Raw genomic sequence first — 7,287 nt, 5'->3', positions numbered from 1 at the left:
CTGGTGTTCGTGCGTACGATGCAGGGATAGCAGGCGATGTCCGCGACCGAGTACTCGCCCGCAATATATTTGCGCCCGTCCGCCAGGTGCTTGTTGAGCACCGCATAGAGGCGCGCCGTTTCCTTGACGTAGCGTTCTATGGCCTACGCGATAGTTTCCGGCACCTATTGGGTGACGTGGTGGTTCTGTCCCGCCATTGGCCCAGCCCGCCCATCTGCCAGAACAGCCACTGCAGGGCAAGGGTGCGCCCGCGCAGGTCTTGTGGCAAAAGTTGCCCTCTCTTTTAAGCCAGGTGCAGCAAGATGGCGCCCGACTCGAACACGGAAATCGGCGCGTCACCTTCCGCCGGCGCCTGGTCGACAATAGTGGGAATACGGTTATTTGGCGAAATGTGCAGAAACTCGGGCTGGAACTGCTCGCCCTTGCCTATATGCAAAGGAAGAATGCGATACGGCAGCTGCCTCCTCGGCGAACATGGTGATCTTGTGGCCGTTTAGCGTAGTCCAGTACTAAAGGTCGATCATTCGCGAACCTGCGCTTCTATAGTGCTGCCAGACGCGCGTTCTGCGGAAACAATGCCTTCCGCGCCTCGTCATCCATCTCGGTCTTGAACGAATGCCTGGTCTTTAGGCTCTCAACGCGCTGCGCTGCGGGCCGGGCGTTGATCTCGTCGAGCAGGCGCTTGACATTGGGCAGATTGGACCAGGCGTCCGCGCCAAGAATGAATGGGACCGCGCGCGCCCAACCCCAGACCGCCATATCTACCAGCGTGTAAGTCTCGCCAAGCATATAGCGGTGCTTCGCGAGTTGCGCGTCGATCAGCGCCCAGTGGCGTTGCGCTTCGAAGTCATAGCGATTCACGGCGTATTCTTTGGGTTCTGGCGCGAAATGCTTGAAATGCACCGCCTGGCCAGAATAGGGGCCGATGCCGGTAGCAACGAACATTAGCCACGACAGCATTTGTGCGCGCGCAGCTGGTGTGTCGTCGGGCAGGAAAGCTCCGTTTTTTGCAGCTAGATAGAGCAGGATCGCATTGCTGTCGAAAACCACCACATCGTCGTCAACCAGCGCAGGAGTTTTGCCGTTCGGGTTGACGGCCAGGAACTCCAAGGCGTGCTGTTCGCCCTTGCGAGTGTCCACTGGCACCAGTTCATAAGGTAGCCCGGCTTCCTCGAGGAAAAGCGCGACCTTGGCGGGATTCGGGGACGGGTGGTAGTAAAGTTTGATCATGGCTTGCCTTTCGTATTGGAGCTACTGAGAATAGTTGAGTACCGCAGTTTTCACACAAACTGCTCGGTGGACCGGTGTGCGCGAACGCGCAGGCAGTCTGGTGCGACCTATCGCCGCCAGCATTCCTCCTTCAGCTGTATACATCGATTCTGCTGCCTAGAGTGGAAATCGACGACACGGCACGCGCGCCGTCTCTGGAGTTCCCCCCACCGCTCCCCGATCCGGACTGCCCCGTACCGTCGGGTCCAGCATTCACATCCGCCCCGCCAGTTGCATGGCGGATCCCGATTGTGCGGCTGGAGCGTCATCGAGGCGTAGCTTGACCGTGTTGATCATGGTTTGGATGACTTCGATGGCCGCCTTTCCTTCAGGCGTCTTGGAGGATGCGCAGTTGACGCAATCCGACAGCTCATGTTCGAATCGTTTTGATTGCGCCTGTAGGCCGGCGGCCCCGGAAGTGCCCACGATTGGCGTGGGCGTTGACAAAATACTGTTCATGTTGGTCATAAAAAATCTCCTTGAAAAGCAACGTCTGGGTAATGCTATGCATCCGCCGACTGACAGTTGCGAAAGCGTTCGCTTGTATATATTCGCTCTCAGTGATGATGTTCCAGCAGTTGCATCGGAATTGCGGGCTGCTGCATGCCATTCGCCATAAGCCAGGTTTTGGTACTGGCTTTCGCACGCGAGATTAAGGTGCCACACGCGCTGTAATCGTAGGGAGAAACGTCCAGTGGGCAAAGCGGCGGAACGACAATCAATTGTGCCGCCGATGCATAGCGTTGCAGGTCAGCTACGAGCTGGCGCGCGATGAGCAAGCTCAGAGCATGCAGCACCTGCGCGATCAGGGTTACCGGCGGCCGTTGAAGTGCACAAGCAAAACCGGTCGGCAGCACGACGATTCGCTTCGCGCCCAAATCAATGGCAACAGAAATGGGCGTGTTGTTCGCTACGCCGCCATCGACCAGATCGCGTCCGTTCACTGTTACCGGCGGAAATATTCCCGGAATCGCAGCACTCGCCATCACGGCTTCAACCACCGGCCCGCGCGAGAGCACGACCTCGCCTCCTGACAAATTGTCGGTTGCCACGATATGCAATGGCAGGACCGTGTTTTCAATCAAACCATAGTTCAGGTTCGCTTCCAGCAGTCTCCGAATGCCCGAAACACTCACTAACGATGGACGCCGGAAAACTAACATGGAGAGCATTGAGCGCATTGTCAATGGCATGATCTCGTTGCGTCGCACCGCACTCCACAGCTGCTCCAACCTCACAACGCCAGAACCGCTCGGCGCTTGGGCAAAAAACGCAGCATTGATCGCTCCAGCTGAGGCTCCAATGACAATATCCGGATGCACGTCGTGCGCGACTAGCTCATGGAGCATGCCAACTTGCACCGCGGCCAAGCTTCCGCCGCCAGCAAATACGAAGGCCGTCATTGGATTTATGGTCATTTGGCGTTTCCCTCAGGTCTTCGGCTCATATCCCCGCATACCACTGATATCCGTTGCTGTCTTCCCAGTAGCCTCCTTTTCCACCATAGACATTTTCAAGGCTGCTCACCAGTTCAATCCGCATCAGGTATTTCGCATGTTTATACCCTAATTGCCTTTCCACTCGCAGCCTGAGCGGTGCTCCGTTCGGAATGGGCAAGGGATTGCCGTTGAGTTCGTAAGCCAGGATGGTTTGGGGATGATAAGCATCGTCCATATCGATGCTTTCGTAATACAGGCTAGTGCCATCGCTTTCCATGGGATCGGCGCAGTGAAATACGGCAAAGCGCGCTGCTGGCGTCGGCTGTACCGCGTGCAACACCTCGGCCAAAGGGGTCCCTTTCCATTTTCCGATCGCGCTCCACCCCTCCACGCAGTCATGGCGGGTGATTTGGGTACGGCTTGGCAGTGCCCGCAGCTGCGCCAGCGAAAAATTTTTTGTTTCGGCTACTAGCCCGTCTACTCTTAATGCCCAGTTGGCAAATTGATCGGTGGCTAGTGCCTGGTACAGCCGGCTTTCTGGGCTGGCGGTGCCATTGCTGCGGAAATACGGCGATAGATCGGCTTCAGTAAATTCTTGCGCCATCGATTTTCGCGGGATGAGGGCCTTATGAACGCCCCTGCTGAAATCCTCGGAGCTACTCAGGATTCTTGGGAACCAGGATGTTTCGTTCAGCCGGTCGCATCCGGCGACGAACAGTGCCGCTACCGCACCCAGCGAGCGACGGAGGAAGCGGCGCCGGTTCGAGTCGTTGGAGTTCATGGGGAACGCTCTTTCTCGCGGTTGGGTTGGATGACGTAATACCCGGTGATCATCGAACGCAAATGATTCCAGAGACCGCTGACGATCACTTCGAAAACATGTATTAGCACGAAAACAAGCAACAGGCAGGCGACGATGAAATGAATCGAGCGTGCCGACTGCCGCCCGCCAAACAGATCCACCCATCCGGTCATCAGGCTATTGAGCATGGGCGACATCGCCATGCCCATCAAGACGATCAAGGGCAGCAGGATGAAAATAACGATGAGATATGCCAGCTTTTGCAATACGTTGTAACGCCGCGCAGCCTCACCTTCCGGATGCTTGAAGCGCAGATGATCGATGATCGAGGCGCCGATGCCTCGCAGGTCCCGCCCGTCAGGCAACAAGTCGCGCCGAAGATGGCCGCTCAGTAGCGTGTAGGCGATGTAGAAGAAGCCGTTCAGGACGAACAGCCAGGCGAAAAAGAAATGCCACAGGCGCGAATCCGCGAGTGAGTAGGCGCCTGGAATGGTCAGCCATGATGGGAATGCACGTTCGTTGTGCGTGCCGCTGGCTGAAGTCGACACACCCAATACGCCCGTCGTGTCAAATTCAACTCCACCGATACGCAGTGTCCCGCGCTTCTCACCCGATGGCTCTGGTTTCGCTTCGCCTCCCAGCGCCTGACTTTCCTTAGTGGCAGGCACGGTCTCCGAGCTAATTTCAAGAAACGCCGGCTCGGTCGTATAGGAAGACGCGCCCCAGTAAAGCGCGGGATGGGCATTGAATATTCCCAAGCCGCTCATTAACAGGACGATCAGGCAGAGAAGATTAATCCAGTGACTGATTCGTACCGGCAATCGATGCCGATAATATCGCGTGCTGGCACGCGGCATATGCAGGGGCAAGGGATTTTCGGTAGGCATGTGCCTGCTCCGTTCACTGCTGATACATCAAGCTGTTCATATGGACCCAAGCGGACTGCGCTCTAGTCTGGCGCGGGAAAGCGCAGTCTCGCTATACCGGGATTATTTTTTCGTCTCGTCCTTGCCCATTGCGCCATCCTTTTTCATGTGGCTAGCTGCCATATCGTCCTTTTTCATTTCATCCTTACGCATGTGATCCTTGGCCATGCTGTGTTTTTTCATGCCATCCTTCCCCTTTGCCATATGCGTCTTCGCCATGCCATCCTTCTTCATGCTGTCCTTGGCCATGTGGTCTTTGGCCATGTGGTCTTTGGCCATGCGGTCCTTGGCCATGCTATCGCCAGCCATGGCGTCCTTCGTCATCGCGTCTTGCGCGAAAGCGGCGCCGGAGCCCAGCAAGCAGGCAGAAAAAACTGCGATTGTTAGCTTATTCATGGTGATTTCCCTTCTTTCGTGATTTGATTGGATTCAGCCTGCCTGGCAAAAGCACCAGATCAAGAGCAGTAAAATGAAACGCAACCACCCCGGTTGCTGCCGCGGAAGTCGTCCGCTTCCTTCACACGCTTTGCTGCATGTCAGCTTCGACCCGGGTCGCACTGACCGATGCTTACCGCCTGCTGGACGATGCCGTCATCCAGGTCTTGCACGAACGCCACCGCCTGTAGATTCTGCAGGTTCCAGTTACCTGGAATACGCATCGCTTGGTGCAACTGTGCTCTACCCCTGGTCAACCTGACTGGCGGGAACCAGGCTCGTACGGTATCGTCGTGCATCAGGGTCGCGCCGCCGTTTTCCCCGCGCAGCACCTTCGAGACCAGCCTGCTCTCGCTGACGGCCAGGTAAAGTACTTGCCGGGCCTGTGGATCACGTCCTGTGGCGACGGCCTCAAGCTGGACGGTATCGCCGGCCGCCCGGGTCCACGTGAGCGCAACGCTTGCCTCTGCCGGTTTTTGATTGGTTTTGCGAATTGCGTCCGGGAACTGGCCGCGCCAGTTCCGTAACTCCCTGCCATTCATGAAAAACTGCGGCGTGTAGACCAGCCTGCTTTTCCCATGGCTGGCCAACAGCTTCTGGCGCAGATCGAACTCCTTTTGTGCGAAGCCATCCTTCCAGCCAATCCGATCCCAATACGTCACATGCAAGGCAATCGGAATGATCACTGCGTTGCGGCCGGCTTTGCCCCGTAACTGGCTCAATTCCCGGTCGGCCGGTGGGCAACTCGAGCAGCCTTCGCTTGTGTATAGTTCAACCAGAGCGGCCGTACCCGGGCCGCTCTCGGCCCGGCAGCTGTTTTGACCAAAGGACGGGGTCGCAAGACAGAATGCAAATCCTGAAATAGCCACTGCAATCGGTTTCATACGGTAATCTCGTCGTTGATTCGGCTGCTGTTGAAGGTAATTCGCCCCCCCGGGCAATTTGGTTACAGGACCCGTGAAAAATAGTGCTCGCAGCAGCGAGCATGCCGAGGGCACGCGTCTGGATGCGAAGCCGGCGCTGAGTCGAACCAGCTGAAGGGAGATGACGAGCAATATTTTTTGATTTGCTGTAACCGTCCTGCCATCCGCAACGAATAAGAAAAGGAGGATGCGTGAGCGCAAGCGAAAACCGGTTCCGCGAACTGCTGCTTCGCGCTCTGTCAGGAGATGCACCGGCCTACCATCTGTTTTTGAAAGAGTTATGTCCGTATTTGCGGGCGTACTTCAGGCGTCGCCTCGGAGGGTTGCCGGATGAAATTGAAGACCTGGTGCAAGAGGTGCTGCTGGCGGTGCACAACCAGCGCCACACTTACGAGAAAAGCCAACCGCTGACTGCCTGGGTCCATGCCATCGCACGCCACAAACTGGTGGATTTGCTGCGCCGGCGCGGCAAGCGGGAGATGTTGAATATACCGCTCGACGATGAAACCGAATTTTTTGCACATTCCGAGATCGACGCCGGCGATGCGCGGCGCGATGTGATGAAACTACTCGACCGCTTGCCCGACAGGCAACGCCTTCCGATTCAGCATTTGAAGCTGGAAGGCATGTCGGTGGAAGAAACGGCGCGCCTGATGGGAATGTCGGTATCGGCTGTCAAAGTGGGCGTACACCGTGGCCTGAAAATGCTGGCTGAACTGATCAAGGACGAACGATGAAGACAGAGGAGTTCATTAATATGCTGGCCACTGGCGCCGCGCCGGTGAGCTCAGCTGCGGCCGCAAGCCGCTTTGCCTGGGGGCTGGGCTGCGGCTTGATGGGAGCGATCCTCCTGATGGCCCTGGTGTTCGGTGTACGGAATGATATTGCGCAAGCGGCTATGCTGCCGATGTTCTGGGCGAAAGTGCTGGTGCCGGCCATGGGCGCCTTGACCGCATTGCCGCTAACGATACGACTCTCGTACCCGGGACGGCCTTCGGGGCCAGCACCGCTGGTGCTGGCGGCCCTGCTGCTATTTGCGTGGGGCAGCGCCGGAGCGGCCCTGCTCAATGAACCACCTGCAGAACGTGCGGAAATGATTTTTGGAGCCACCTGGAAAACATGCGCGTTCAATATTGCGCTGCTGGCATTGCCCTTGCTCGGCGCCGCATTTTGGGTCATCAAGGGTTTGGCGCCGACCCGGCCGGCGTGGGCCGGCGCCAGCGCCGGTTTGCTTGCGGGCGCCGGCGCCGCCTCCGCGTACGCATTGCACTGCCCGGAAATGGCAGCGCCGTTCCTGGGCATCTGGTACGTGCTTGGAATTGCCGTACCAGCAGTGTTCGGTGCCGTGCTGGGGCCCCGGTTGCTGCGTTGGTGATAGCACGCGGCGCGAAGATTGAAAATCCTTGTGTCGGTGGTTCGATTCCGCCCCGGGCCACCAAGAACATCGTTCACGAAACGCCAACCAACACTGGTTGGCGTTTTTGTTTGTGGAA

9 protein-coding genes, 1 tRNA gene and 1 pseudogene are annotated in these 7,287 nt (G+C 57.4%); 3 read left to right on the top strand and 8 right to left on the bottom strand.

Annotation, left to right across the window (positions count from 1 at the left end; translation table 11 throughout):
* The 8 genes and pseudogenes from ACHAC9_RS15295 to ACHAC9_RS15260 form a co-directional block, all read right to left on the bottom strand.
* A pseudogene (locus ACHAC9_RS15295) lies at positions 1–476 on the bottom strand (thiol:disulfide oxidoreductase); the annotation flags it as partial.
* A 64-nt stretch (positions 477–540) separates the two neighbouring features.
* Positions 541–1,230 (bottom strand): glutathione S-transferase family protein, encoded by a 690-nt coding sequence (locus tag ACHAC9_RS15290; protein ID WP_435760883.1) that lies wholly within the window; start codon positions 1,228–1,230, stop codon positions 541–543.
* A gap of 252 nt (positions 1,231–1,482) precedes the next feature.
* Positions 1,483–1,737, bottom strand: a complete 255-nt coding sequence (locus tag ACHAC9_RS15285) for a hypothetical protein (protein ID WP_435760882.1) — start codon at positions 1,735–1,737, stop codon at positions 1,483–1,485.
* A gap of 89 nt (positions 1,738–1,826) precedes the next feature.
* Positions 1,827–2,687: a patatin-like phospholipase family protein gene (locus ACHAC9_RS15280; protein WP_435760880.1), complete on the bottom strand. Its 861-nt coding sequence runs from the start codon at positions 2,685–2,687 to the stop codon at positions 1,827–1,829.
* Positions 2,688–2,712: 25 nt separating this feature from the next.
* Positions 2,713–3,489 carry a molybdopterin-binding protein gene (locus ACHAC9_RS15275; RefSeq protein ID WP_435760879.1) on the bottom strand — a complete coding sequence of 259 codons (777 nt, stop codon included), beginning with the start codon at positions 3,487–3,489 and terminating at the stop codon, positions 2,713–2,715.
* A complete protein-coding gene (locus ACHAC9_RS15270; protein WP_435760877.1) occupies positions 3,486–4,397 on the bottom strand; it encodes a cytochrome b/b6 domain-containing protein in 912 nt (303 codons plus the stop codon). The genes ACHAC9_RS15275 and ACHAC9_RS15270 overlap by 4 nt, the downstream gene beginning before the upstream one ends.
* A gap of 102 nt (positions 4,398–4,499) precedes the next feature.
* A complete protein-coding gene (locus ACHAC9_RS15265) occupies positions 4,500–4,832 on the bottom strand; it encodes a pentapeptide MXKDX repeat protein (RefSeq protein ID WP_435760875.1) in 333 nt (110 codons plus the stop codon).
* 140 nt (positions 4,833–4,972) lie between these two features.
* Complete coding sequence (locus tag ACHAC9_RS15260) at positions 4,973–5,755, bottom strand: DUF1223 domain-containing protein (RefSeq protein WP_435760874.1); 783 nt, start codon at positions 5,753–5,755, stop codon at positions 4,973–4,975.
* Between the two features lie 212 nt (positions 5,756–5,967).
* Between ACHAC9_RS15260 and ACHAC9_RS15255 the strand changes: the two genes are divergently transcribed.
* From ACHAC9_RS15255 to ACHAC9_RS15245, 3 genes are all read left to right on the top strand, one after another.
* Entirely contained in the window at positions 5,968–6,531 is a 564-nt protein-coding gene (locus tag ACHAC9_RS15255; RefSeq protein WP_435760901.1) for a sigma-70 family RNA polymerase sigma factor, read from the top strand.
* Positions 6,528–7,169 carry an NrsF family protein gene (locus ACHAC9_RS15250; protein WP_435760872.1) on the top strand — a complete coding sequence of 214 codons (642 nt, stop codon included), beginning with the start codon at positions 6,528–6,530 and terminating at the stop codon, positions 7,167–7,169. Before ACHAC9_RS15255 ends, ACHAC9_RS15250 begins: the two co-directional genes overlap by 4 nt.
* Positions 7,147–7,232 (top strand) — tRNA-Phe (locus ACHAC9_RS15245). Before ACHAC9_RS15250 ends, ACHAC9_RS15245 begins: the two co-directional genes overlap by 23 nt.
* Positions 7,233–7,287: the final 55 nt, after the last annotated feature.

Source organism: Massilia sp. CMS3.1 (genome assembly GCF_051262535.1).
In the GTDB taxonomy this organism is placed as follows: Bacteria; Pseudomonadota; Gammaproteobacteria; order Burkholderiales; family Burkholderiaceae_D; genus Telluria.
This window is presented reverse-complemented; position numbering and strand designations above follow the sequence as displayed.